We start from the raw sequence: 25,436 nt of genomic DNA on the forward strand, positions 1-25,436 counted from the left end.
TTGAGGATTATTGTTCATTTCCACAAAACCTTCTCCCTGCCACCTTCACCCGTAGCAGCTGCCGAGCCTGCGAGGCTGCGTTCGGCGGCATAGCCGTCGTGAATTCAAACGCTACGGTATTTCAGGAAAACCGCATGCATAGAATTGACGACGGCTCCGTCCGAACGCGGCCCGCGCCGAACGCAGCCTCGCAGGCTCGGCAGCTGCTACGGGTTGACGTCGGTTTGTGGGAGTAATTGCACGCCGAGGTACAGTGCGAGCATGCCGTCCAGGCGTAGAGGATCAACTCCACTCAGTTCGGCAATCCGTTCCATGCGATAACGCAGGCTGTTGCGATGAATGCCCAGGGCATCGGCGCAGGCCTGGCTCTGGCCGTCGTGTTCGCACCAACTGCGCAGGGTCGCCAGCAACTGACCATTGCTGTCCTTGGCAATGACCTTGCGCAGCGGGCTGAGCAATTCGTCGAGGGCGTCGTCGTTGCGGTGGCGCCAGAGCATCACCGGTAGCCGATAGCGGGTCAGCGTCAGCAATCTGGAGCGCGGCAACACATCGCGACCATAGGCCAGCAAGTCACCGACCCGGCGATAGCAGCGGCGCAAACCCGCCAGCCCATCGGCCTGACCACCCACGGCTATGCGCAGGATGTTCCAGCCCAGGCCGTCGAGTTTGTCCAGCAAGCGCTCGTTCTCGACCGACTGGCTGGCCGGCCGGCACCAGAGCAACGAAGTTTTGGCCGAGCTCACGCACCAACTGTCGGGGTGACGGGTCGTCAACCAGGCACTCAGTGCCTCGACGGTTTGCCCGGGTGCGTGCTCCAGGCCCAGCTCGAAAAGGTACGGCACTCGGGTCATCTGTGGCTTGAGGCCCAACTGCTGCGCTTCATCGACCAGTCGCGGAGAATCCCCGGCTTCGCTGAGTAGCAACGCCAGCAAATCATCGCAGCGCTGGCGCCGCCATTGCTGTTCGGCCTGCTGGTTGCGCTGGCCCACCAGCATTTCGGCGGTCATGCGCACCAGTTCGGCGTAGGTGCGCAGTTGCTCGGGCTCGCCGGTGATACCCAGTACACCGATCAGGCGCTGATCAAGCAACAACGGCAGGTTGATGCCCGGTTGCACGCCCTTGAGATGAATCGCCGTCTGCGCATCGATCTCCACCACGCGGCCGTTGGCCAATACCAGTTGCGCGCCTTCATGCCGGGTGTTGACCCGCTCCGGCTCGCCGCTGCCCAGGATCAGGCCCTGGCTGTCCATGACGTTGACGTTGTACGGCAGGATGGCCATCGCCCGGTCGACGATGTCCTGGGCCAGGTCGTGATCGAGTTCGAACATACAAGTGATCCTTGAAGACAGTGATGGAACGGGTTGTTCACCCGCACAGGCCTTGGTTGCAAACCCTGTGCTCAGGCACAAAGACAGCCACCCTGAGGGTGGTCGAGACTCTCCTGGCGATCAACGTTACCCTTTGCATCGCAAAAAATCATAATAAAGAGAGAGCCGCCATGACACAGAGCGCCGTAGCGTCCGACGCCATCGCTGACGACAAAAACGCCGTCTACAAACGCATTACCCTGCGTTTGATCCCCTTCATTTTCATCTGCTACCTGTTCAACTACCTCGACCGGGTAAACGTTGGATTTGCCAAGCTGCAGATGCTCGACGCACTGAAATTCAGCGAAACCGTGTACGGCCTCGGCGCCGGCATCTTCTTTATCGGTTACGTGCTGTGCGGCGTGCCAAGCAACCTGGCCCTGACCAGGTTCGGCCCGCGGCGCTGGATCGCGCTGATGATGATCACCTGGGGCATGCTGTCGACCTGCCTGCTGTTCGTCACCACCCCGACCGGGTTCTATACCCTGCGCCTGTTCACCGGTGCCGCCGAAGCCGGGTTCTTCCCGGGCGTGGTGTTGTATCTCTCGCAATGGTTCCCGACCTTCCGCCGGGGCCGCATCATGGCGCTGTTCATGTCGGCGATTCCGGTATCCGGTCTGTTGGGTAGCCCGTTCTCTGGCTGGATTCTCAACCACTTCGCCGCAGGCCAGGGCGGACTCGCTGGCTGGCAGTGGATGTTCCTGCTGCAAGGCATTCCAACCGTGATCCTCGGTGCGCTGGCTTATTTCCTGCTCAGCGACAGTTACGCCAATGCCAAATGGCTGACCCCGTTCGAGCGTTCGGTGCTGGAAGCCGACCACGCCTTCGATCTGGCCAACAAACCGAAAACCACGACTGATTCGCTGCTGGCGGTGTTCAAGAACCCGGCGATCTGGGCCTTCGGCCTGATCTACTTCTGCATCCAGAGCGGTGTGTACGCGATCAACTTCTGGCTGCCATCGATCATCAAGAACCTGGGCTTCAACGATAACCTGGTAATCGGCTGGCTCAGTGCGATTCCGTACCTGCTGGCAGCGGTGTTCATGCTGATGGTTGGCCGCTCGGCGGACTTGCGCAAAGAGCGTCGCTGGCATTTGGTGGTGCCGATGTTGATGGGGGCGCTGGGGCTGCTGATCGCTGTGAACTTCGCCGCCAACCCGGCCATCGCCATTCTCGGCCTGAGCATCGCCACCATGGGCGCCCTCACCGGCCTGCCGATGTTCTGGCCGGTGCCGACCGCCCTGCTCAGTGCCGGCGCCGCTGCGGGTGGCCTGGCGCTGATCAACTCGATGGGACAGATGGCCGGCTTCCTCAGCCCGTATCTGGTGGGCTGGGTCAAGGACAGCACCGGTTCGACCGATGCGGCGCTGTACCTGCTGGCGGGTGTGATTGTCTGCGGCAGTCTGCTGGCGTTGCGCATGACTCGTACGCTGCGCGCCTGATCACCGCCCCCCCTGTAGGAGCGAGCTTGCTCGCGATGACGGACTGTCAGTCAACACAGATGTTGAATGTAAAACCGCCATCGCGAGCAAGCTCGCTCCCACAATTTGATCCCGGTGTGTTCGATATTTCAGTTTGATCCCTGCAGTTGTTCTGGTATCTGATTGAGCCTTTCCCACTGGTAAAAGGATTTGCTCATGAGCTATCGCACACTGGGTCATTCGGGTCTTCAGGTGTCCACCCTGACCCTGGGCACCATGATGTTCGGCGAACAGACCAGCACCGATGATTCCCTGCGAATCATCGACAAGGCCTGGGACCAGGGCATCAATTTCATCGACACCGCCGACGTCTACACCAACGGCCGTTCCGAAGAAATCGTCGGCGAGGCCATCGCCAGTCGCCGTCATGAATGGGTGCTGGCCACCAAAGTCGGCTTCGGTCCCGTGGACGGCATCCCCAACCGCAGCGGCCTGAGCCGCAAGCACCTGTTCAACGGCATCGATGCGAGCCTGACCCGCCTGGGCACCGACTACCTCGACATCTATTACCTGCACCGCGAAGACCACAATACGCCGCTGGAAGTCACGGTATCGGCCATTGGTGATCTGATTCGCCAGGGCAAAATCCGCTATTGGGGCCTGTCGAACTACCGTGGCTGGCGTATCGCTGAAGTGATTCGCGTGGCCGACAAGCTGGGGGTCGACCGGCCGGTAATCAGCCAGCCGCTGTACAACATCGTCAACCGCCAGGCCGAAACCGAGCAAATCACGGCTGCCCAAAACTACGGTCTGGGCGTGGTGCCCTACAGCCCGCTGGCGCGCGGGGTACTCAGCGGCAAGTACGCGCCGGATGTGCAACCGGACGCCAACAGCCGTGCCGGACGCCAGGACAAACGCATCCTGGAAACCGAATGGCGCGTCGAATCCCTGCGTATTGCCCAGCAAATCCAGCAATACACCCAGGAGCGCGGTGTCGGCATTGTCGAGTTCGCGATTGCCTGGGTGCTGAACAACAGCGCAGTCACCTCGGCCATTGTCGGGCCGCGCACCGAAGCGCAGTGGGACGCCTACACTAAGGCGCAGGCGGTGAAGATCACGGCACAGGACGAGGCGTTCATCGATTCGCTGGTGACGCCGGGACATGCGTCGACACCGGGGTTCAATGATGTGAGCCATTTTGTGTCGGGGCGTACACCGCGCATTAGCTGATCAGCCCTTTCCCATGTGGGAGCGAGCTTGCTCGCGATAGCAGATTCACATTCAACATCAATGTTGGCTGGTGTACCGCTATCGCGAGCAAGCTCGCTCCCACAGGTTATTACTACACGTCGCTGCTCACCCCCTTGAGCGGCGTGGAAATCTTCGGTTGGCGCATGCTGCTGACCGTGCCCTGCATGACCGTGTTCATGGTGTGGTCCGGGGAATGGAAACGCGTGCTCGAAATTGTGCGGCGCGCCATGGCCAACCCGAAACTGATTGGCGGGCTGATCGCCTCCGCTGCCCTGCTCGGCGTGCAACTGTGGCTGTTCATGTGGGCGCCGCTCAACGGCTACAGCCTCGACGTATCACTCGGCTATTTCCTGTTGCCGCTGACCATGGTCCTGACCGGCCGCCTGGCCTATGGCGAACGCCTGTCCTATCTGCAAAAAATCGCCGTGGTGTTCGCCTGCCTGGGCGTGATCAACGAGGTGTATCAGGTCGGAGGTTTTTCCTGGGCGACCTTGCTGGTCTGCATTGGCTATCCGACCTACTTCGTCGTGCGCAAACGGCTGGCGGCGGACAATCTCGGCGGTTTGTGGCTGGACATGGCGTTGACGCTGCCGGTGGCCTTATGGTTCGTTCAGAGTGGCGCACAAGGTTTCGGTGTGTTTGACCAGCATCCATGGTTGTCGCTGTTGATTCCGATGCTCGGCGTGATCAGCGCGTCGGCACTGGTGGTCTACATCATTGCCAGCCGCCTGCTGCCGTTCAGCCTGTTCGGCCTGTTGAGCTACGTCGAACCGGTGCTGCTGCTGGGCGTGGCGTTGCTGCTGGGAGAGAGTATCAAGGCCGGCGAATGGCTGACGTACATCCCGATCTGGATGGCCGTGCTGGTGCTGATGTTCGAAGGGTTCAAGCACTTGGTCCGACAGCGCAGAGCTTGAGGCCACGCAAAAACAAATGTGGGAGCGAGCTTGCTCGCGATTGCGGTGTGTCAGTCAACATTAATGTTGAATGTACAACCGCTATCGCGAGCAAGCTCGCTCCCACAGTTTTATTGGTGTAACGGTTTAGTCGGTGGAGAGAACACCACGACGAACCTGGTCACGCTCGATGGATTCGAACAGCGCCTTGAAGTTGCCTTCGCCGAAACCGTCGTCGCCCTTGCGCTGGATGAACTCGAAGAACACCGGTCCCATCAGGGTTTCCGAGAAGATCTGCAGCAGCAGACGCTTGTCGCCCGACTCGGACGAACCGTCCAGCAAAATACCCCGCGCTTGCAGTTCGCCCACCGGCTCGCCGTGGTTTGGCAAGCGGCCTTCGAGCATTTCGTAGTAGGTGTCCGGCGGCGCGGTCATGAAACGCATGCCGATACTTTTCAGGTGATCCCAGGTCTTGAGCAGGTCATCGGACAGGAAAGCAACGTGCTGGATGCCCTCGCCGTTGAACTGCATCAGGAACTCTTCGATCTGCCCGGCGCCCTTGGACGACTCTTCGTTCAGCGGAATGCGGATCATGCCATCGGGTGCGGTCATGGCCTTGGACGTCAGGCCGGTGTACTCGCCCTTGATGTCGAAGTAGCGGATTTCGCGGAAGTTGAACAGCTTCTCGTAGAAGTTGGCCCAGTAGGCCATGCGACCGCGATACACGTTGTGAGTCAGGTGATCGATGATCTTCAGGCCGGCCCCGACCGGGTGACGGTCAACGCCTTCGATGAACACGAAGTCGATGTCATAGATCGAGCTGCCTTCACCGAAACGGTCGATCAGGTACAGCGGCGCGCCGCCGATGCCTTTGATCGCCGGCAGGTTCAGCTCCATCGGGCCGGTTTCAATGTGAATCGGCTGGGCGCCGAGTTCCAGGGCACGCTTGTAGGCCTTCTGCGAATCCTTGACGCGGAACGCCATGCCGCACACCGACGGACCGTGCTCGGCCGCGAAGTACGAGGCCACGCTGTGGGGTTCGTTGTTGAGGATCAGGTTGATCGCGCCCTGGCGATACAGGTGCACGTCCTTGGAACGGTGGGTCGCCACCTTGGTGAAACCCATGATCTCGAAGATCGGCTCCAGGGTGTTCGGGGTCGGCGATGCAAGCTCGATGAATTCAAAGCCCATCAGGCCCATTGGGTTTTCGTATAAATCTGCCATGGTTGGCGCCTCATCATTTTTTATCAATTAACTAAGGTTAGTTGTAAGCAATGCTGAGACCGGTGGGTGGCGCACAGGAGATGCCCCGCACGCTGCGGGCGAGAAAATCACCGTAGATCAGTTGAAACCCGAATATCTTCATTGTCGACCCAAGGCTCTTGCGGGCGAGGCTTCTGCTGCCAGAAGACGATTATTATTGTATGCGTAAACCGATTCTACACAGCGTAAATCAGTTTGTCCGCCTTCTGTATCAAATCCCCTTTTTCCATGCCCGCGCAAGGGGTTTGTTGCAGAGGAAAATCCCCGCCAGAATCAGCCCGCCACCCAGGCACATGGCCAGCGTCAGCGGCTCATCCAGCAGCAGCGCGCCAAGGATCACTGCTGTCAACGGGTTCAAGGCAATGAACACCCCGGAACGCGTCGCGCCGATTTTGCGGATGCCGTCGTAGTAGCCAATGTACGCCAGCGCCGACCCCAGCACACCCAGGTACAAAAGGCTCAACCATTGCGGCGCACCCAGGTGGGCAATCGCGGTGACACTCGCCTCGCCGCGGACAATGCAGGTCATCCAGAGCATGACGGTGCCCAGCAGAATCGACCAGGTCACCGTTTGCACCGGCCCCAGGGTCTGGTTCAGCTCTCTGGAGAACAGCGAGTAGACAGCCCAGCCGAGGACGCAGCCGAAAATCAGCAGATCACCGAGCCAGGCGTCAGCACCGCCGGCCAGTAATTGCGGGTTGCGGCTGACGATCACCATGCTCGCGCCCGCCATGCAGATCGCAATACCGGCGACTTTCGCCCGGTTCAAACGCTCCTTGAACAGCAGCCAGGAGGCCATGCCGATCACCGCCGGATTCAGCGCCACAATCAAGGACGCCCGTGAAGCGTTGATGTATTGCAGGCCATAAAAGAAGCACAGGTTGTAAAAGAAGATCCCGAAAAAGCCAAGCAATAGCAATTGCCGCCATTGCCAGGCGCTGGGCCGGAGCAGCGGTATCCGCGCCACGCGTAAAAACAGCAGCAACGCCACACTGGCCAGTAAAAACCGCAGGCTGGCCGCCAGCAGCGGGCTGAGACTATCGGCCAGAAAGCGTCCGGCAACGAAGGTACCACCCCACACCATGGTGACCCCCGCCAGTTTCAGATACACCGGAAGATTCGATGGTTTTGACAAGGTTTGCTCGCAGATCGTCATAGATTCCAGGGCCGGATGTCGGAGAGATGACGTATCATTCTGCTAATACCAAGTCATCGTAAAATGATTAAACACTCATGACCCTCACTCAACTGGAGATTTTCTCCCTCGTGGCCGAACTCCGCGGCTTCACGGCAGCGGCCAATCGCCTGGGAATCTCCCAATCGGCGGTGTCCCATGCCTTGAAGTCCCTGGAGCTGGAGTTGGGTGTCGAACTGTTGCGCCGGCATCAATCCCAGGTCGAGCTGAGCGACATTGGCCAGCAGTTGTTGCTGCGCGCCCGGGCGATGCTGGGCCTGGCCAACACCCTGCGCCAGGAAGCGGCCGATGCAAGGGGCATGAAACGCGGCACGTTGCGTATCGGCTCCTTCGGCCCGACCTCATCGATCAAATTGTTGCCGTTGATCCTGCAGCAGTACCGCGCCGCCCATCCCGGCATCGAGGTGCATATCGACGAAGGCCCCGACCGCCAGGTGCTGCAGTGGCTGGAAGAGCGACGGATCGACATCGGCTTTGTGGTGTTGCCCGAGGAGCGTTTCGACACGGTCGCGCTGATCGAAGACCAGATGGTCGCGCTGCTGCCCGCTGGCCACCCGCTGGCGGTTCACAACAGCCTGAGCCTGAAGGATCTATGCGATTTTCCGTTTGTGCTGACCGAGGCCGGTTCTTCGGAGCTGGTTTCACGCCTGTTCACCACGGCCCGACTGACGCCCAACATCCGTTATCGCTGCTCGCAATTGATCAGCACCCTGGATGTCGTCGCTCGGGGTGACGGGGTGACGGTGGTTGCCGAAGGTTCATTGCCCAATCAAATTGACAGCCGCTGCGTGAAAAAACAGCTGTCGCCGGCGGTGTTGCGCCAGGTTGGCCTGGCGGTACTCGACCGACGCCAGGCATCACCCGCAACGCTGGCCTTTATCAAGCTGGCCGAAAGCCTTGACTTGCGTTGAGCGGCATAACCGTCAACGGCCAACTATCATGGCCCATACCCGAACTCTTCATGGGAGGCGTTTTTACCCTGCCATCAATTGAGAGCCTTACTTCTTCGTGACAGGACTCGCGAATGCCACTGAAAGCCAAAACCCGCAGTCGCAGCACAAAAGTTGCTGTCACTCTGATCAGTGGATTGCTCCCGGTGTTGCTGGGGGCCGCCATTCTTTACATGCAAGCGGGCCATGCGCTGAAGCAAAGCACCGAGCAAACCGCCGAAGAAGCGATTCGCCAGTTCGACTTGATGCTCGACAACACCGCCCAGGCCGCTCGCGAATTGCTGCCGCTGGCCGGTCAAAGTTGTGGCGACGTCAACTTGTCTCTGCGCGAGCAGGTCACTCGTCGCCCATTCGTGCGATCAACCAATCTGGCGTGGGACAACAACCTCTACTGCAGCTCGTTGTTCGGCGACTATCAGGAAAAGGTCAAGCCCGGTGACTACACCCAGGGCGCCTTATGGCTCATGAGGGGCAATGCGGTGACGCCCGACACCGCCGTGCTGGTGTACCGGCTGAGCGAAGGCAAAAAAGGTGCGCTGGCGACCGTCGATGGTTATCACTTGTGCAATATTCTGCGCCTGATAGGCCGCAAGACCATGCTATGGCTGCAAGTTGGCCCGGACTGGATGTCTGCCGACGGCAAGGTACACAGGGGCGCTGCGCCCGAACTGCCCGTTGCGCAGAGTCGATTGACCTCCGGGCGCTATGCTTATGCGGTGCAAGCCGGCTTCCCCGAAGGCGAAACCTGGCGATACATGAGCAGCGAGTATCCACCGTTGTTCAGCCTGTTGATTTTCTTCGGTGTGATTGCCGGGTCAATTGGGCATTTCCTGCAAAAGCGCTCATCGGCACCCACCCAGGAAATGCAACGGGCACTGGAAGCCGCAGAGTTCATTCCGTATTTCCAGCCCGTAGTACATGGGGACAGCAAAAGCTGGTCCGGCGCTGAAGTGCTGATGCGCTGGAAACATCCGAAGGAAGGCCTGGTGCGTCCGGACCTGTTCATCCCGTTTGCCGAGCATTCGGGATTGATCGTGCCGATGACCCGCTCGCTGATGCGTCAAACCGCCGCCCTGCTCGCGCCGCAATCCGCCAGATTCAACAAACCGTTTCACATCGGCATCAACATCACCGCCAGCCATTGCCAGGACCTGGAGCTGATCAAGGATTGTCGCGAGTTTCTCAATGCATTCGAACCGGGCTCGATCTATCTGGTGCTGGAACTGACCGAGCGTGAACTGATCGAGCCCACGGCCATTACCCTGCAACTGTTCGAGCAACTTCGCGAACTGGGCGTGAAAATCGCCATCGACGACTTCGGCACGGGTCACTCAAGCCTTGGCTACCTGCGGCAGTTCAATGTCGATTTTCTGAAAATCGACCAGAGTTTTGTCGCCATGATCGGCATCGACACACTCTCCAGCCACATCCTGGACAGCATCATCGAACTGGCGGTCAAGCTCGACCTTGCCCTGGTGGCCGAAGGTGTCGAAACCCGTGAGCAGAGCGATTACCTGAGCGTACATCAGGTCAACTTCCTGCAAGGTTATCTGTTCGGCAAACCCATGCCGGGTGCTGAATTCATTAGTGCATTAAGCAACCATTAACTAGCGGATTTAACCGACAAAACAGCGATTACACGCACCATTTTGAATCAAAACACTACTGTCGTTACATGAAGAAAAAGCCATGATTTACTCTTGGCCAATTAACTACTACAATTTTCCATGCCTGCGATAAATTGGCAGGTGAGCCACTATCACCGAGTCGCTTCAAGGCTCTTGGCTTATAGCTTTGTTTGCGGTTGGTATCAGCCAAACACACTATTGGAGTAAAGATATTGTCCAGACTCGCTGAATTCCGTGCAGCCGAAAAGGCCCTTCAAGAACAGCTCAAGCAGTTGGAATCCTTGAAGAACGATGCCGGGCTCAAGAAAGAAATCGAATTCGAAGAAAAGCTCCAGGGTTTGATGAAAACCTATGGCAAGAGCCTGCGCGATATCATCGCCATTCTCGATCCGAACCCGGCAAAATCCGGCCTGCAGCAGGCAATCGCACCTAAAACCCGTCGCGCCCGTGTGGTCAAGGTTTATCAGAACCCGCACACCGGCGAGCTGATTGAAACCAAGGGCGGCAACCACCGCGGCCTGAAAGCCTGGAAAGAACAGTACGGTGCAGCCACCGTTGATTCCTGGCTGCGCGGCTAACTCTCGCAGCGACAAAAAAGCCCTGCTCATGCAGGGCTTTTTCATGGGCTATCTAAATGCCGGAGGGCAGGCGCCGGACAATTACCTAACAGCCAACAACTTTGTGCTTAATCCATTTGGGTATCTAAAATTTTCTTCATGCATCGAAAAAGCACTGTCGCTTACTAAAGTTTCAAGCTGTTACGGGCAGCGTCTATTTCCTCCTGGCTCGCCTTATAAGCCTCGGCCTGTCCTGCGTAGGAAAGAACATAGGCCTTATCGGCATCCACCGCGGCCACCAATGTTTGAGAAAGCACATGCCTGCCGTTTTGCGTGATGGTGCAGGTTGTTTCCAGCGCAGCCAAACGACTCAACGTAGTCGAATGTATTCGCGTGCAAACACTTTGGTACCCGCCCTGAAAGAAGTCTTTTTGTACTGACTTGCGCATCTCCAGCAATACGCCTTCAAGGTTCACCTGATGATCGCTTTGCACCTGACTCATGGTCAGCTCCATCACCATGACCGGCGAGCCATTCTGATCATTTTTCACCGCCCGCTGGCGGCTGACTCCCGGCGCCGATTCAGGCACGACTTCGACCTGCCAGCCTTCCGGCCAGGTCACCACCGGCGCATCGGCACGAGCGGCGCCCACCACCGAAAGCACGCTTAGCAGGATGAACAGCAGTTTACGGAATCGAATCATTGCAATGGGCACTCAAGGATCAAGCCGTAAAGTCTGGGCCCAGGCCGGCTGTCAGGCAATAGCCGACTGTTTGGGTTTGGTGATGTCCGAACCCTTGCGTATCATTGTCGCCATTCGTTAGCCCACATATTTCCCGGAGGGCCCATGAGCCTGCACGAATTGAACACCTTCCCCGGCGTCACCGCCCAACCGGACGCCGCTACACAGAAATTTGTCTTCAACCACACCATGCTGCGGGTCAAGGACATCACCAGGTCCCTGGACTTCTACACACGCATCCTGGGTTTTACCCTGGTGGAAAAACGCGATTTCCCGGAAGCCGAGTTCAGCCTGTATTTCCTGGCGCTGGTGGACAAAAACCAGATCCCGGCCGATGCCGCCGCGCGCACCGAGTGGATGAAATCGATCCCCGGCATTCTGGAACTGACCCACAACCACGGCACCGAGAACGATGCGGACTTCGCCTACCACAATGGCAACACCGACCCGCGCGGTTTCGGCCACATCTGCATCTCGGTGCCGGATATCGTCGCCGCTTGCGAGCGCTTTGAAGCACTGGGCTGCGATTTCCAGAAACGCTTGAGCGACGGCCGCATGAAGAGCCTGGCCTTCATCAAGGACCCGGACGCCTACTGGGTCGAAATCATCCAGCCAGCACCGCTGTAAGATCCACCAGGAATCCCCTGTGGGAGCGGGCTTGCTCGCGAAGGCGTCGTATCATTCGACATTGAAGTGACTGACACTACGCCTTCGCGAGCAAGCCCGCTCCCACATTGGTGATGTGTAAGGCACAAAAAAACCCCATGATCGCTCATGGGGTTTTGTGTATTCAGCGCCGGCGGCCAATGCCCCCTGTAGGAGCGAGCTTGCTCGCGATAACCCGGAGAACGCCGCGGGGCATCTGCCAACCAGCGTTATCGTTGACGTCCATCGCGAGCAGGCTCGCTCCTACAGGGGTTTGTGTTTTCAGCGCCGGGTTTTACGCCGGGGCGGAGGTCCGGATCAAGTGATCGAAGGCACTGAGAGAAGCTTTGGCGCCCTCGCCCACCGCGATCACGATCTGCTTGTATGGCACAGTGGTCACGTCGCCGGCGGCGAACACACCCGGCACCGACGTTTCACCGCGAGCGTCAACGATGATCTCGCCACGTGGTGACAATTCGATCGTGCCCTTGAGCCAATCGGTGTTCGGCAGCAGACCGATCTGCACAAAGATCCCTTCCAGTTCCACGCTGCGCAATTCGTCGCTCTGACGATCCTTGTAGCGCAGGCCGTTGACCTTTTGACCGTCGCCGGTGACTTCAGTGGTTTGTGCACTGGTGATCACGGTGACGTTCTGCAAGCTGTGCAATTTGCGCTGCAATACCGCATCTGCACGCAACTGCACATCGAATTCAAGCAGCGTGACATGGGACACGATACCGGCCAGGTCGATGGCCGCTTCGACGCCGGAGTTACCGCCGCCTATCACCGCCACGCGCTTGCCCTTGAACAGTGGGCCGTCGCAGTGCGGGCAGTACGCCACGCCTTTGTTGCGGTATTGCTGTTCGCCCGGAACATTCATTTCACGCCACCGCGCACCGGTCGCCAGGATCACGGTTTTGGCTTTCAGCGATGCACCGCTGGCGAAGTGAATCTGGTGCAGCTCGCCATTTTTGCCGGGCACCAGTTTGTCGGCACGCTGCAGATTCATGATGTCCACGTCGTACTGCTTGACGTGCTCTTCCAGGGCCACGGCCAGTTTCGGCCCTTCGGTTTCCTGCACCGAGATAAAGTTCTCGATGGCCATGGTGTCCAGCACCTGCCCACCAAAACGCTCCGCCGCGACACCGGTGCGAATGCCCTTGCGGGCCGCATAGATTGCCGCCGAAGCACCGGCCGGGCCACCGCCGACCACCAGCACATCAAAGGCTTGCTTGGCGCTGATTTTCTCGGCCTGGCGTTCGATGCCGCTGGTGTCGATTTTGGCGAGGATTTCTTCCAGGCCCATGCGGCCCTGGCCGAAATTCACGCCATTCAGATAAATGCTTGGCACGGCCATGATCTGGCGATCATCGACTTCGGCCTGGAACAGCGCGCCGTCGATGGCGACGTGGCGAATGTTCGGGTTCAGCACCGCCATCAGGTTCAGGGCCTGGACCACGTCCGGGCAGTTCTGGCACGACAGCGAGAAGTAAGTCTCGAAGTTGAACTCGCCTTTGAGCGAGCGAATCTGTTCGATCACCTCGACACTGGCTTTGGACGGATGACCGCCGACTTGCAGCAAGGCCAGCACCAGCGAAGTGAATTCATGGCCCATGGGGATGCCGGCAAAACGCAGGCTGATGTCGGCTCCCGGGCGATTGATCGAGAACGATGGCTTGCGTGCATCATCACCGTTGTCGAGCAAAGTAATCTGGGTGGAAAGACCGGCAACGTCTTTCAACAGTTCGAGCATTTCCTGGGATTTCGCACCGTCGTCGAGGGAAGCAACGATCTCGATCGGCTGAGTGACCCGTTCCAGGTACGATTTCAACTGGGCTTTAAGATTGGTGTCCAACATACGGGCGATTTCCTTTTGCTGTTTCATATAAAGCAGGCATAAAAAAACGCCCGAGCGAATCTCGCCCGGGCGTTTTTATTGGGCGGTGCAGCTTACCGAACAGGTGCGGAGTTCCGCCCTGATGAAGCGATCACAGACTTAGATCTTGCCGACCAGGTCCAGGGACGGCGCCAGAGTGGCCTCGCCTTCTTTCCACTTGGCTGGGCAAACCTGGCCAGGGTGAGCAGCGACGTACTGGGCAGCCTTGATTTTGCGCAGCAGCTCGGAAGCGTCACGGCCTACACCGCCGTCGTTCAGTTCAACGATCTTGATCTGGCCTTCCGGGTTGATCACGAAGGTGCCACGGTCAGCCAGGCCTGCTTCTTCGATCAGCACGTCGAAGTTACGAGAGATGGCGTGGGTCGGGTCGCCGATCATGGTGTACTGGATTTTGCCGATGGCTGGCGAAGTGTTGTGCCAGGCAGCGTGGGCAAAGTGGGTGTCGGTGGAAACGCTGTAGATCTCGACGCCCAGTTTCTGGAATGCGTCGTAGTTGTCAGCCAGGTCTTCCAGCTCGGTCGGGCATACGAAGGTGAAGTCGGCCGGGTAGAAGAACACTACAGACCACTTGCCTTTCAGGTCAGCGTCCGAGACTTTTACGAAGTCGCCATTTTTGAATGCGTCAGCTTTGAACGGTTTAACTTGGCTATTGATGATAGGCATCGTTGACTCTCCGTCAGGGGTTAAGAAGTTGATGGAGAGAACTTTACTCACTCGACGGACGGTTGGCTCATTGGCAAACCTCATGCTGCTGATTGGCTTTTGCTATTAGCCGACTGTATTAATAGAAGAAAACGGTATCCAGGATTTTTTGTAGCAGCTGGCGAAGCCTGCGTTCGGCCGCGCAGCGGTCGTGAAATCAGAACTCGCGGTGTATCAGGCAGGCCATGCACGCCGGGTTGACGACCGCTGCGCAGGCTTCGCCAGCTGCTACGGATCGCGTGGATCCAGGGCGATGTGAGTCATGCCGAGGAACGGACTGACTTCGATGTAACGCATGGCCGACTTCATGTCCTTCCAGCCCACATAACTCATCAGGGACTTCAAATCCCAGCCACTCTGATGCGCCCAGGTGGCAAAACCACGACGCAAGGAGTGACTGGTGTAATGCTCGCCGGCAATCCCCGCGCGCGCCAACGCTTGGCGCAGTAGCGGAATCACACTGTTGGCGTGCAGTCCCTCCTCGCCCAGATGCCCCCAGCGGTCGATGCCACGGAACACCGGCCCACGCACCAGTGCCGCCTCGGTGATCCAGTCAATATAAGCCTGCACCGGACACAAGCGTTGCAAGGCCGGCGTCTGATACGTCTTGCCGAGGTTATCGCGATCACTCTTGCTGCGCGGCAGATAGAGGCTGATGCCGAAACCGGCACTTGCCTGCACATGCTCAACCTGAAGCCGACACAACTCATCGCTACGAAAGCCGCGCCAGAAGCCCAGCAGGATCAACGCCATGTCGCGCCTGGCCCGCAGCAATCCCGGTCGGTCACCTTCGGCCCTGGCGGTTTGCACTTCCAGTTCCAGACAACTAACCACCTGTTCCAGATGCTTAAGCTGCAAGGGTTCGGCTTGTTTTTCCTGGGCCGGGTGCAGCGCGCGGATGCCCTTGAACACCTTGCGCACCACCGGCGCCTTGGTGGGATCGGCAAAGCCCTGACTGTTGTGCCACTGCGCCAATGCCGACAAACGCAGTTTCAGCGTATTGATCGACAACACGCCGGCATGGGCCACCAGATAGCGCGCCACGCTATCGCCGGTTGCCGGCAGAAAACCGCCCCACGTGACTTCGAAGTGTTCGATGGCTGCCCGATAACTGCGACGGGTGTTGTCGCGAGTCGCGGCTTGCAGATAGCGATCCAGATCGCTCATAGGAAATGAACCTGTTTTGACCGACTGTAGGAGCGAGCTCGCTCCGGGCGGCGAACCGACGATGATCGTTAACGATGACGCTGGTTGGCAGTTGCCCCGCGGCGGTCTCAGGGGTTATCGCGAGCAAGCTCGCTCCTACAAGGGTTTGTGTACGGAAATAGCGCGAGGAATACCTCGAAACTGCGTTCACACGGGGTAATACCAGTATATCCCGTGTTAGTTGGATTCAGTATTTAACTTTATGAATTGAATGGTACAATGTGTATTTACGTGGTACGTACCACATCGCAAAAACACAGGAGAACTCATGGCACGCGGCGGTGTAAATAAAGCGGTGGTGCAAGCCGCCCGGTTGGCGATCCTCGCCCGTGGCGAAAACCCCAGCATCGATGCCGTACGGATCGAGATGGGCAATACCGGCTCGAAAACCACGATTCATCGCTACCTCAAGGAACTCGATGACAGGAACGAATCGGTCGAAGCACCGGCGGAACCGATTGACGACGAACTGATGGCGCTGGTGTCGCGACTCGCACAAAGACTCAAGGAACAAGCGCAAGAGCCCATCGACCAGGCCCGCGCGCAGTACGAGGAACAACGCAAGACGCTGGAAAAGCAGCTCAGCGAAGCACAAGAGGCCAACAGCGAACTGCACCAGCAATACGAGTTTCAGAGCCTGGCGCTGACCCAGGAGTCCGAGGCCCTGCAAGAAACCCGCGCCATGTTGCAAACGGAGCAAACCCGCAACGCCGGGCTGAACCAGGCGCTGGCCGATTTCGAATTGCGCTTGAAAGACAAGGACGAGCAGATCCGCTCCCTGGAAGAAAAACACCTGCACACTCGCGACGCACTGGAGCACTACCGCAATGCGGTCAAGGAACAGCGCGAACAGGAAATAAGCCGCCACGAAGGCCAGGTGCAACAGCTACAGATGGAACTGCGCCAGGCTCAACAAAGCGCTCTGGTACGCCAGGATGAAATCACCCAGTTGCACCGTGACAATGAACGCTTGTTGACTGAAAACCGCGGCACACTGCGCGAGCTGAGCCTGCTGCAAGAGCAGCTCAAGCAAAGCAACACCCGTCAGGATCAGTTGCTGGAACAGGCCACCCGCGTCGACGGCGAGCGCACCCTCCTCCAGGAACGCCTGCGCGTCGCCCTGCTGGAAAGTCAGGCACTCAAACAGAACGTCGATGAACAGTCGCAGATCAACAAGTCACTGGAAATTGATTTAGCCAGGACCCGGACGGATCTGGAGGAACGTGTACGTCTGGCCGCGACCATTGCGGCAGCGGCAGACGCAGCGAAGGACGATTAACCGGCGACCGGCGTGCGCATGGTGACGAACTCTTCGGCGGCCGTCGGGTGCACGCCGATGGTTTCGTCGAAGTCGCGCTTGGTGGCGCCAGCCTTCAAGGCAATCGCCAGGCCCTGGACTATTTCACCGGCATCCGGGCCGACCATGTGACAGCCCAGCACCTTGTCAGTCCTTGCATCCACTACCAGCTTCATCAGCGTGCGCTCCTGACATTCAGTCAGGGTCAACTTCATCGGCCGGAAGCGGCTTTCGTAGATCACCACTTCGTGGCCGGCTTCGCGGGCTTCTTCTTCGGTCAAACCGACGGTACCAATGTTGGGCAGGCTGAACACCGCCGTCGGGATCATCTTGTAATCCACCGGACGATACTGCTCAGGCTTGAACAGGCGTCGCGCAACCGCCATGCCTTCAGCCAGGGCCACCGGCGTTAGTTGCACGCGACCGATCACATCGCCCAGCGCCAGGATCGACGGCTCGGCGGTCTGATACAGCTCATCGACCTCGACAAAGCCTTTCTTGTCGAGTTTGACCCCGGTGTTTTCCAGCCCGAGATTGTCCAGCATCGGACGACGCCCCGTGGCGTAGAACACGCAATCGGCTTCCAGCTGGCGGCCGTCCTTGAGCGTGACTTTCAGGCTGCCATCGGCCTGCTTGTCGATGCGCTCGATATCCGCGTTGAATTGCAGGCCCATGCCGCGCTTGGTCAACTCTTCCTGCAAGTGTTTGCGTACGGAACCGTCAAAGCCGCGCAGGAACAATTCGCCACGGTACAGCAGCGTGGTCTCGGCGCCCAGACCGTGGAAAATCCCGGCGAACTCGACCGCAATGTAGCCACCGCCGACCACCAGCACACGCTTGGGCAACTCTTTGAGGAAGAACGCCTGGTTGGAACTGATCGCGTGCTCATGCCCCGCAATCTCCGGAATCTGCGGCCAGCCGCCGGTAGCGATCAGGATGTTTTTGGCGGTAAAACGCTCGCCATTGATCTCGACCTGATGCGGATCGACGATCCTGGCGTGACCTTCATGCAAGGTCACACCGCTGTTGACCAGCAGGTTGCGATAAATGCCATTGAGGCGATTGATCTCGCGGTCCTTGTTGGCGATCAGCGTCGCCCAGTCGAACTGCGCTTCATCCAGGCTCCAGCCAAAACCGGAAGCCTGCTCGAAGTCTTCGGCGAAATGCGCACCGTAGACCAGCAATTTTTTCGGCACGCAGCCGACGTTCACACAGGTACCACCCAGGTAGCGGCTCTCGGCCACGGCCACTTTCGCGCCAAACCCGGCGGCAAACCGTGCAGCCCGCACACCGCCGGAACCGGCACCAATCACATAAAGGTCAAAATCGTAGGCCATTTTCAATCTCCTCGGCAGGTGACCAGCATACCCGTAGACATTTGTGGGGCAAGCGCTGAAGACGATATGGGGCTGGAAAATGAAAAAGCCACCCGTAGGTGGCTTTTCGATACAAACAGGTCGCCGGCTATCAGTAAGCCTTGCCCGTCTTGTAGAAGTTCTCGAAGCAGAAGTTGGTCGCGTCGATGTAGCCTTCAGCGCCACCGCAATCGAAACGCTTGCCCTTGAACTTGTAGGCAATCACGCAACCATCCTGCGCCTGTTTCATCAGGGCGTCAGTGATCTGGATCTCGCCACCTTTGCCTGGCTCGGTTTGTTCGATCAGGCTGAAGATGTCCGGCGTCATGATGTAACGACCGATGATCGCCAGGTTCGACGGGGCATCTTCCGGCTTTGGCTTCTCGACCATGTTGCGCACGCGGTACAGGTCGTCACCAATCAGGTCGCCGGCAATCACGCCGTACTTGCTGGTTTCTTGCGGGTCGACTTCCATGATCGCGACGATGGTGCAGCGATACTGCTTGTACAGCTTGACCATCTGCTTCAGTACGCCGTCACCTTCCAGGTTGACGCACAGGTCATCCGCCAACACCACGGCGAACGGCTCGTCGCCGATCAGCGGACGACCGGTCAGGATCGCATGACCCAGACCTTTCATTTCAGTCTGGCGAGTGTAGGAGAACGAGCACTCATCCAGCAGGCGGCGGATGCCGACCAGGTATTTCTCCTTGTCGGTGCCCTTGATCTGGTTTTCCAGCTCGTAGCTGATGTCGAAGTGGTCTTCCAGGGCGCGCTTGCCGCGACCGGTGACGATGGAGATTTCGTTCAAGCCGGCATCCAGTGCCTCTTCGACGCCGTACTGGATCAGTGGCTTGTTCACCACCGGCAGCATTTCTTTGGGCATGGCTTTAGTCGCTGGCAGGAAGCGAGTACCGTAACCGGCTGCTGGGAACAAGCATTTCTTGATCATATAAGTCCTTGTAAGGCTGTGCGTGTACGAGTTTCGGCGCAGTCTAATCAGGCGGCGAGCACCTTACAATGCCCCGCTCTGGCTAACCGATGCCAACATAGAGAAATAATCTTGCCGATAGTTCCCTGCGGGAGTGCGCAGGTCACTGCGCAACCTCTTATACATAGCAGAGACTTGCGCAATTGCACGGTTTTCACTGACCCGGAACGCCCCACCATACGCCCATCGGCACCCGTTGAGTGCGTTTGGCGGTATCATGGCGCGATTGAACCAGACAACGAGGCAAATAGATGTCGGCAGTAAAAAGCGTCAACGGATTCCTGATCAATCAGGAGAAAGACGGTCAATGGTGGGTGGCCAGTGTCGCCGGTGAAAATATCGCCGGACCTTTCCCTTCCGAAGCCTTGGCAATCGAAGTGGCCTCGGTGCTGGAGCTTGAGCACCCGGAACCCAAGCGACGCGGCAAGGACAAAAGCTGAGCGACGCCCGATGCGACAAGCCCTGCCATTGCGCAGGGCTTTTTTATGAATAAATGCAAAGGCGTGGCCTTTGGCTATAACCTTTTGCCTGCGACGCTGTCTCAGCCTTAGCCCCCCCCCTGACGACGACCACGCCATGAAAAAATTTTTGCCTCTGATCGCAATACTGGCCCTGAGTGGCTGCGCAACGTCGAAAGAAACCTACCTGGGTAACGGAGAGCAAGGTCTATCCATTGACTGCTCCGGGGAAGCCAATTCCTGGGCTGCGTGCTACGAAAAAGCCGATGCGTCCTGCGCTGGCACCGGCTACAGGATTGTCGGAACCGATGGCACACCCTCGCTCAGGGAGAGCGAAAAGACTCTCGGCGTCGACGTCGGCGACTACAAGAGCCGCAACGTCGTGGTGATCTGCAAGTAAGGCGCCGCGCCCTACATATGGATTTCGGCGAATTTGATGCCAAGCCCGCGCACGGTATCGATCAGATCATCAAGGCGACTGAAAGACTCGACTTCATCATTGTCATCTACCAGGAAATAGCTGCGCCCGGCGCTTTTCTTGAAAAACACGATCCATTCTCCCCGCTCCGCCGGATTCTGAATCACATGGGTGGCGGAGATTGCCCCCTCTGCATGACGTTCCCGGACCTGCTCTCGCTTCATAGTCGACTCCAGAAATAACGATGCCGCCAAAGCGAGGCTTGGGCGGCATCGGTGCTGATTGTCGATAGTTTATCAGCCGGAAATGCACTCGTTGGCAGCATTCTGTACGTCCATTGGACGCACCGGGACATTGGACATGCTCTCGTGCAGCTTGATGCTGCTGCCGCCCGAGCGTTCTTCAATGTCGAATACGGCAGACGGCCCCGAGGAATACTTGAGTGGCACGATCACACGCAAACCATCCTTGTGCGGCTCGATCTGCAAGGCGCCACGGCTTTCGGCCAGCTTTTCGCTCAGACATTGCGCGTACTCATGGGGCTTCTTGCCAGAAATCACGTTCATCGTCGGCAGGGACTCGTTGATTTCCGAGACGTTCGCACAACCACTCACCGTCAATGCCATCGGCAACAACCACAAACCCCACTTCATACAAATCCTCCAATAAAGACCCTCGGACAGCGCAGGTGCGATTTTTCTCCGAGACAAACTGCTTTATCGCTCATCAAACGTGAAATAAGCGTTTTTAATTGTCAAAGCGGCCGGATAATAAGGCGTTCGGGCTGATAAACTGCGCCAATCGCCCATGCTATCGTTTTGATTTTGTAGAAAAAGCCCTTCTGGAGGCGCCTCATGAAATTTATCCATCAGCGCGAGCACCTCAATGAAGACGACATTGTCGTCATTCAATGCTCCCAAATGTGCAACATCCGTTTGATGAACGACGCCAACTTCCGCAGCTTTAAAAATGGCGGCCGTCACACCTATCACGGCGGTGCATTCGACACGTTTCCGGCCCGCATCACCGCCCCAAGCACCGGTTTCTGGAACATCACGATCGATACCGTCAACCGCCGCCCTATCAGCGTGACCCGCAAACCCACCCTGACTCACTCGATCAAAATCATTCGCCGTTCCAGCTCGAAACTGAGCTGAACAACGAACCCGAAACAACAGACAGGCAGATACAACCGTGGCCCAAACGACCAAGTACGTCATCAAATACAAACTCAACGGCGAGCGTCGCTTCGAGTTTGCCCAGCTTGAAAACGGTACCGCAGAAGAAGCCAAAGCGGCGCTGGATGCCATTCATGGACAGGACGACGTCATCAGCGAAATCAGCGTCAGCAAAGCGCTGTAACGCGATCCGGAGCGACAATGGACGTCGGCTCCCGCTCGAAATTGGACCGCAAGCGCCGGAGTGCCTGCTTCATCCTTGCCTTCCAGACTGGCCACCTCAACAACAAGAGGCCTGGCAATGAGCGAGCAATATCTGGACAGGCTGGACTGGCTCCGGCTGGAACAGCAACTTGATCAGGACGGTTACGCCGTCATCCCGTCACTGTTGAGCCACAAGGCTTGTGAGCAAGTCAGCGCCTTGTACCCTCGAACCGGGCTTTTTCGCTCCCACGTGGTGATGGCTCGCCACGGATTTGGTCGAGGCGAATACAAGTATTTCAGCTACCCGTTGCCGGAACTTGTGGCCCGCTTGCGCAACGCTTTCTACCCACGACTGGTGCCCATCGCCAATCGCTGGCATGAACAGATGGGTTTGCCCAGCCGCTTTCCTGAGTCTCATCAAGCCTTCATCGAACGCTGCCATGCCGCCGGTCAGAACCGTCCGACACCGTTATTGCTGCAATATGGTCCGCAGGACTACAACTGTTTGCACCAGGATCTGTACGGTGAGCACGTTTTTCCGCTGCAAGTGGCGATTCTGCTGTCGGACCCGGATAACGACTTCACCGGTGGCGAATTTGTCCTGACTGAACAGCGCCCGCGAATGCAGTCACGCCCGATGGTCATAGGTCTGAAGAAAGGTGACGGGTTGATCTTTGCGGTCAACCAGCGTCCGGTCGAAGGGACTCGCGGTTACTACCGAGTGACCCTGCGTCACGGCGTGAGTCGCCTGCACAGCGGCAAACGGCATACCCTTGGAATCATCTTTCACGATGCGTCATGAGCCCATGAATCCGCTGACTTTCGATCTGTTTGCCGATGCAGAGCCCGAGCAACAGCCCAGGTGCGAGCAGATCGGCGAACAGTCATACGTGCTCAGAGGCTTTGCCCTGCCCTGGCTGGAGCGCCTGCTACCCGCCCTGGAGGCGGTGCTGACGGCCGCGCCGTTTCGGCAGATGGTCACGCCTGGCGGCTTCACCATGTCGGTCGCCCTGAGCAGTTGTGGCACATTCGGCTGGACCACTGACCGCAGCGGTTATCGCTACACCCGCCACGATCCACAAACCGGTCAGCCCTGGCCAGGAATGCCCGAGGTGTTTTTCCAACTGGCGCAAGCGGCGGCACTGGCAGCAGGGTTCACCGATTTTGCGCCAGACTCCTGCCTGATCAACCGCTACATCCCCGGGGCAAAAATGTCATTGCATCAAGATAAAGACGAACATTCCTACGCAGCCCCTATCGTTTCGGTATCGCTGGGTTTGCCGGCGATGTTCCTGTTCGGCGGCTTTGCACGCAGCGACAAAAGTCAACGCGTTCCCCTGCTGCATGGCGACATCGTGGTCTGGGGTGGCGTGGATCGCCTGCGTTATCACGGCGTGTTGCCGATCAAGGACGGCCATCATCCGAAACTGGGCGAGCAACGCATCAACTTCACCTTCCGCACCGCCGGATAAAGGCTGCGAATTTGACCGCAAGCGCCGGAGTGTGTGGGAATTGCCCCATGGTTAATGTGCAGGCAACCCCTCAATGGACGTGACGCCATGACAACCCGATCGAACAAGATCACCACTGAAAACGATCCGCGCTGGGCCGCCGTGGTCGCGCGCGATCCCAAGGCTGACGGGCAGTTTGTCTATGCCGTGAAGACGACAGGCATCTACTGTAATCCCAGCAGCCTCGCGCGCCTGCCCAAACCACACAATGTCGTATTCTTCGATAGCGCCGAACAGGCCCGGGCCGCGGGTTATCGCCCGAGCAAACGCGCGACAAAAGATCAGAGCGAACTCGCCGCGCAACATGCCGCCACCGTGTCCGCCGCATGCCGCCAGATCGAAAACGCGGAATCACTGCCAGCCCTGGGCGAATTGGCCGAGGCTGCGGGCCTGAGCAGCTTCCACTTCCATCGCGTGTTCAAAGCCGTCACCGGCCTGACACCCAAGGGCTACGCCGATGCTCATCGCTCACGCAAGGTTCGCGAGCGACTGGCAGACGGTGGTTCGGTGACGGATGCCCTGTATGACGCCGGCTTCAACTCCAACAGCCGGTTTTATGAAGCGGCAGACCAACTGCTCGGAATGAAACCCGGGGACTACCGCGCAGCCGGTCAAAACAACGACATTCGTTTTGCCGTCGGCCAGTGTTCGCTGGGCGCGATTCTGGTAGCGCAGAGTGAGCGCGGGGTCTGCGCGATCCTGCTGGGCGATGATCCGCACCAACTGGTTTGTGATCTGCAAGACAAATTCCGGCGCGCCAATTTGATTGGCGCCGATCAGGAGTTCGAAACGTTGATTGCCAGGGTCGTCGGCTTTATTGAGGCGCCGGCGATTGGCCTGGATCTGCCATTGGACGTGCGCGGCACCGCGTTTCAGGAACGGGTCTGGCAAGCGTTGCGGGAGATTCCTGTCGGCAGCACGGCGAGCTACGCCGATGTCGCGCTACGCATTGGTTCGCCGAAAGCCGTTCGCGCCGTGGCTCAAGCCTGCGGCGCGAACAGCCTGGCAGTCGCGATTCCGTGCCATCGCGTGGTGCGCAGTGACGGCAATCTGTCGGGCTATCGCTGGGGTGTCGAGCGCAAACGCCAGTTGCTGGAGCGCGAGTCGCCGTAATCAGCGATTCACATCCACCACCACGCGCCCGCGCAACTGCCCGGCAAGCAAGCGCGGCGCGGCGTCGATGGCTTCGCTCAAGCCGATTTCGTGACTGATCAGCGGCAACAGGTTGAAGTCCAGATCCTTGGCCAGGCGATTCCAGGCTTCCACACGTTTCGCTTTGGGCTGGGTCACGCTGTTGATCCCGGCCAGGGTCACACCGCGCAAGATGAACGGTGCAACGGACGCTGGAAAGTCCATGCCTTGCGCCAGACCGCATGCCGCGACGGTGCCATTGGCCCTGGTGCTGGCGCAAGCATTGGCCAGGGTGTGGCTGCCGACCGAATCGATGACTGCCGCCCAACGCTCCTTGGCCAACGGCTTGCCTGGCTCGGACAGCGTGGCACGGTCGATGATTTCGCCAGCGCCCAGTTGCTTCAGGTAGTCATGCTCCGAGGTGCGTCCGGTGGAAGCCACCACCCGGTAGCCGAGCTTGCTCAGCAACGCGATGGCGAAACTGCCGACGCCGCCGTTGGCGCCGGTGACCAGGATTTCGCCCTGCTCAGGCGTCACACCGTTATGTTCCAGAGCCAGGATGCACAGCATGGCCGTGTAGCCCGCCGTACCGATGGCCATCGCCTGGGCGGCGGTGAATGCCTTGGGTAATGGAATCAGCCAGTCGCCGTTCAGGCGAGCCTTCTGTGCCAATCCACCCCAATGCCCTTCACCCACCCCCCAGCCATTGAGCAAGACCTGATCACCGACCTTGTAGTCCGGATGCCCGCTGACTTCGACGACACCGGCCAGGTCGATGCCCGGCACCATCGGGAATTTGCGCACCACCGGGCTGCTGCCAGTGATCGCCAGGCCATCCTTGAAGTTCAGCGTGCTGTAGGCAACACGCACCGTGACATCGCCCTCGGGTAACTGATCGTCCTGGATCTCCTGCAGTGTGGCCCGGTAACCGCTGTCGTCTTTGTCGATCAAAATACCTTTGAACATTACGGCCTCTCAATGGAATCAGTCTGGTGGTGGTGCAATTGAAATAACACATGGCAACCGATTGTCGTACTCGACTTTAAGCCAATCAGCCAACACATGGGGCGCTGAAGAAAGCCCGGCGAACTGAAATGACGACTGGCCTTGCGCCAGTCGTTGCGTTACAAATCCTGTTCTAGCGTCCCTGCCCGGATTCAACGTCGGAGAACACA

27 protein-coding genes are annotated in these 25,436 nt (G+C 58.4%); 15 read left to right on the top strand and 12 right to left on the bottom strand.

All coding sequences use genetic code 11. From position 1 onward, the window contains the following. Positions 1-206 precede the first annotated feature (206 nt). Positions 207-1,328, bottom strand: coding sequence for a sugar diacid recognition domain-containing protein (locus AB4Z35_RS20040; RefSeq protein WP_442098914.1), 1,122 nt, complete (start codon positions 1,326-1,328; stop codon positions 207-209). Positions 1,329-1,498: 170 nt separating this feature from the next. Between AB4Z35_RS20040 and AB4Z35_RS20045 the strand changes: the two genes are divergently transcribed. From AB4Z35_RS20045 to rarD, 3 genes are all read left to right on the top strand, one after another. Further along, positions 1,499-2,809 carry an MFS transporter gene (locus tag AB4Z35_RS20045; RefSeq protein ID WP_442098916.1) on the top strand — a complete coding sequence of 437 codons (1,311 nt, stop codon included), beginning with the start codon at positions 1,499-1,501 and terminating at the stop codon, positions 2,807-2,809. A 195-nt stretch (positions 2,810-3,004) separates the two neighbouring features. Then, positions 3,005-4,018 (top strand): aldo/keto reductase, encoded by a 1,014-nt coding sequence (locus AB4Z35_RS20050; protein ID WP_442098918.1) that lies wholly within the window; start codon positions 3,005-3,007, stop codon positions 4,016-4,018. Positions 4,019-4,074: 56 nt separating this feature from the next. Beyond that, positions 4,075-4,953, top strand: a complete 879-nt coding sequence (rarD, locus tag AB4Z35_RS20055) for an EamA family transporter RarD (RefSeq protein WP_442098961.1) — start codon at positions 4,075-4,077, stop codon at positions 4,951-4,953. A gap of 126 nt (positions 4,954-5,079) precedes the next feature. Here rarD and hppD read toward each other — a convergent pair whose 3' ends face one another. Next, entirely contained in the window at positions 5,080-6,156 is a 1,077-nt protein-coding gene (gene hppD / locus AB4Z35_RS20060; protein WP_007979060.1) for a 4-hydroxyphenylpyruvate dioxygenase, read from the bottom strand. Between the two features lie 250 nt (positions 6,157-6,406). Then, positions 6,407-7,351: a DMT family transporter gene (locus AB4Z35_RS20065; RefSeq protein ID WP_442098920.1), complete on the bottom strand. Its 945-nt coding sequence runs from the start codon at positions 7,349-7,351 to the stop codon at positions 6,407-6,409. Between the two features lie 77 nt (positions 7,352-7,428). Here AB4Z35_RS20065 and AB4Z35_RS20070 point away from each other — a divergent pair, with 77 nt between their 5' ends. The 3 genes from AB4Z35_RS20070 to AB4Z35_RS20080 all read left to right on the top strand — a co-directional run bounded on the left by AB4Z35_RS20070 (position 7,429) and on the right by AB4Z35_RS20080 (position 10,546). Further along, positions 7,429-8,301 (top strand): LysR family transcriptional regulator, encoded by an 873-nt coding sequence (locus AB4Z35_RS20070; protein WP_442098922.1) that lies wholly within the window; start codon positions 7,429-7,431, stop codon positions 8,299-8,301. 113 nt (positions 8,302-8,414) lie between these two features. Then, positions 8,415-9,947, top strand: coding sequence for an EAL domain-containing protein (locus AB4Z35_RS20075; RefSeq protein WP_442098923.1), 1,533 nt, complete (start codon positions 8,415-8,417; stop codon positions 9,945-9,947). 233 nt (positions 9,948-10,180) lie between these two features. After that, a complete protein-coding gene (locus AB4Z35_RS20080) occupies positions 10,181-10,546 on the top strand; it encodes a histone-like nucleoid-structuring protein, MvaT/MvaU family (RefSeq protein ID WP_007997818.1) in 366 nt (121 codons plus the stop codon). 164 nt (positions 10,547-10,710) lie between these two features. On the opposite strand, the gene AB4Z35_RS20085 is transcribed toward AB4Z35_RS20080, so the two are convergent. After that, positions 10,711-11,229: a DUF4946 domain-containing protein gene (locus tag AB4Z35_RS20085; RefSeq protein ID WP_108228221.1), complete on the bottom strand. Its 519-nt coding sequence runs from the start codon at positions 11,227-11,229 to the stop codon at positions 10,711-10,713. 144 nt (positions 11,230-11,373) lie between these two features. Here AB4Z35_RS20085 and gloA point away from each other — a divergent pair, with 144 nt between their 5' ends. Then, entirely contained in the window at positions 11,374-11,895 is a 522-nt protein-coding gene (gene gloA, locus AB4Z35_RS20090) for a lactoylglutathione lyase (RefSeq protein WP_007997820.1), read from the top strand. Positions 11,896-12,208: 313 nt separating this feature from the next. Here gloA and ahpF read toward each other — a convergent pair whose 3' ends face one another. The 3 genes from ahpF to AB4Z35_RS20105 form a co-directional block, all read right to left on the bottom strand. After that, positions 12,209-13,771 carry an alkyl hydroperoxide reductase subunit F gene (gene ahpF, locus AB4Z35_RS20095; protein WP_007997821.1) on the bottom strand — a complete coding sequence of 521 codons (1,563 nt, stop codon included), beginning with the start codon at positions 13,769-13,771 and terminating at the stop codon, positions 12,209-12,211. 138 nt (positions 13,772-13,909) lie between these two features. After that, positions 13,910-14,473 carry an alkyl hydroperoxide reductase subunit C gene (gene ahpC / locus AB4Z35_RS20100; RefSeq protein ID WP_007975937.1) on the bottom strand — a complete coding sequence of 188 codons (564 nt, stop codon included), beginning with the start codon at positions 14,471-14,473 and terminating at the stop codon, positions 13,910-13,912. Positions 14,474-14,740: 267 nt separating this feature from the next. Then, on the bottom strand, positions 14,741-15,679 hold the full coding sequence (locus tag AB4Z35_RS20105; RefSeq protein ID WP_007997823.1) for a site-specific integrase: 939 nt from the start codon (positions 15,677-15,679) through the stop codon (positions 14,741-14,743). 307 nt (positions 15,680-15,986) lie between these two features. On the opposite strand from AB4Z35_RS20105, the gene AB4Z35_RS20110 reads away from it, so the two are divergent. Then, positions 15,987-16,997: a DNA-binding protein gene (locus AB4Z35_RS20110; RefSeq protein ID WP_442098926.1), complete on the top strand. Its 1,011-nt coding sequence runs from the start codon at positions 15,987-15,989 to the stop codon at positions 16,995-16,997. On the opposite strand, the gene gorA is transcribed toward AB4Z35_RS20110, so the two are convergent. Beyond that, positions 16,994-18,352 (bottom strand): glutathione-disulfide reductase, encoded by a 1,359-nt coding sequence (gorA, locus tag AB4Z35_RS20115; protein WP_442098928.1) that lies wholly within the window; start codon positions 18,350-18,352, stop codon positions 16,994-16,996. The genes AB4Z35_RS20110 and gorA overlap by 4 nt on opposite strands. Positions 18,353-18,482: 130 nt before the next feature. Continuing rightward, positions 18,483-19,322 (bottom strand): UTP--glucose-1-phosphate uridylyltransferase GalU, encoded by an 840-nt coding sequence (gene galU / locus AB4Z35_RS20120; protein WP_007975949.1) that lies wholly within the window; start codon positions 19,320-19,322, stop codon positions 18,483-18,485. Between the two features lie 290 nt (positions 19,323-19,612). Here galU and AB4Z35_RS20125 point away from each other — a divergent pair, with 290 nt between their 5' ends. After that, positions 19,613-19,801: a hypothetical protein gene (locus AB4Z35_RS20125; protein ID WP_007985505.1), complete on the top strand. Its 189-nt coding sequence runs from the start codon at positions 19,613-19,615 to the stop codon at positions 19,799-19,801. A gap of 136 nt (positions 19,802-19,937) precedes the next feature. Then, positions 19,938-20,219, top strand: coding sequence for a hypothetical protein (locus tag AB4Z35_RS20130; RefSeq protein WP_442098930.1), 282 nt, complete (start codon positions 19,938-19,940; stop codon positions 20,217-20,219). 11 nt (positions 20,220-20,230) lie between these two features. Here the strand turns inward: AB4Z35_RS20130 and AB4Z35_RS20135 are convergent, their stop codons facing one another. Both AB4Z35_RS20135 and AB4Z35_RS20140 read right to left on the bottom strand, forming a co-directional pair. Then, positions 20,231-20,461, bottom strand: a complete 231-nt coding sequence (locus AB4Z35_RS20135) for a hypothetical protein (protein WP_442098932.1) — start codon at positions 20,459-20,461, stop codon at positions 20,231-20,233. A gap of 72 nt (positions 20,462-20,533) precedes the next feature. Then, positions 20,534-20,890: a hypothetical protein gene (locus AB4Z35_RS20140; protein ID WP_007997832.1), complete on the bottom strand. Its 357-nt coding sequence runs from the start codon at positions 20,888-20,890 to the stop codon at positions 20,534-20,536. Between the two features lie 201 nt (positions 20,891-21,091). Between AB4Z35_RS20140 and AB4Z35_RS20145 the strand changes: the two genes are divergently transcribed. The 5 genes from AB4Z35_RS20145 to ada all read left to right on the top strand — a co-directional run bounded on the left by AB4Z35_RS20145 (position 21,092) and on the right by ada (position 24,243). Next, positions 21,092-21,394, top strand: coding sequence for a DUF1883 domain-containing protein (locus AB4Z35_RS20145; protein ID WP_007900033.1), 303 nt, complete (start codon positions 21,092-21,094; stop codon positions 21,392-21,394). Between the two features lie 37 nt (positions 21,395-21,431). Then, a complete protein-coding gene (locus tag AB4Z35_RS20150) occupies positions 21,432-21,599 on the top strand; it encodes a hypothetical protein (protein ID WP_007985513.1) in 168 nt (55 codons plus the stop codon). 117 nt (positions 21,600-21,716) lie between these two features. After that, the gene (locus tag AB4Z35_RS20155) at positions 21,717-22,421 is read left to right on the top strand and encodes a 2OG-Fe(II) oxygenase (protein WP_442098935.1); all 705 of its coding nucleotides are present in this window, start codon (positions 21,717-21,719) and stop codon (positions 22,419-22,421) included. Beyond that, positions 22,411-23,091, top strand: coding sequence for a DNA oxidative demethylase AlkB (alkB, locus tag AB4Z35_RS20160; RefSeq protein ID WP_442098937.1), 681 nt, complete (start codon positions 22,411-22,413; stop codon positions 23,089-23,091). Before AB4Z35_RS20155 ends, alkB begins: the two co-directional genes overlap by 11 nt. Before the next feature lie 87 nt (positions 23,092-23,178). Then, a complete protein-coding gene (gene ada / locus AB4Z35_RS20165; protein ID WP_442098939.1) occupies positions 23,179-24,243 on the top strand; it encodes a bifunctional DNA-binding transcriptional regulator/O6-methylguanine-DNA methyltransferase Ada in 1,065 nt (354 codons plus the stop codon). Here the strand turns inward: ada and acuI are convergent, their stop codons facing one another. Then, positions 24,244-25,227, bottom strand: coding sequence for an acrylyl-CoA reductase (NADPH) (acuI, locus tag AB4Z35_RS20170; protein WP_108228210.1), 984 nt, complete (start codon positions 25,225-25,227; stop codon positions 24,244-24,246). Positions 25,228-25,436 lie beyond the last annotated feature (209 nt).

This window comes from Pseudomonas sp. KB_15 (assembly GCF_052114525.1).
Lineage (GTDB): Bacteria > Pseudomonadota > Gammaproteobacteria > Pseudomonadales > Pseudomonadaceae > Aquipseudomonas.